The sequence below is a fragment of the Paraburkholderia sp. SIMBA_030 genome (assembly GCF_046535245.1).
In the GTDB taxonomy this organism is placed as follows: Bacteria; Pseudomonadota; Gammaproteobacteria; order Burkholderiales; family Burkholderiaceae; genus Paraburkholderia.
This window is the reverse complement of sequence record NZ_JAWRXB010001642.1, coordinates 1-236: the sequence shown is the minus strand read 5'-3', so window position 1 is coordinate 236 and position 236 is coordinate 1. Positions and strand designations below refer to the sequence as shown.

General features: G+C 58.9%; 1 protein-coding gene. It reads right to left on the bottom strand.

All coding sequences use genetic code 11. The features are described 5' to 3' along the window. A partial coding sequence (locus SB772_RS45580; RefSeq protein WP_410839226.1) for a CoA transferase occupies positions 1 to 209 on the bottom strand: 209 nt, incomplete at its 3' end. Positions 210 to 236: the final 27 nt, after the last annotated feature.

Sequence of the window (236 nt, the reverse complement as noted above, 5' to 3'; positions counted from 1 at the left end):
ACCAGATCCGGGCGCCGAAGGACCGTGTCACAAAACCGCTTCCACTCGCTGTTTTGCTGAATGGAAACGACGAGCGCACCGTCGCGGCAGGAATAGGGACGATAGGGATATATGGAAGCGTGTGCGAGACCATAACGCTGCGTCTCGCGTCCTGCATGCTCGAAGTGAAGGAGGGGAACGGCCATCCAATCGGCCATGCCATCGAACATGGTGATGTCGATTACACGGCCCCGCCC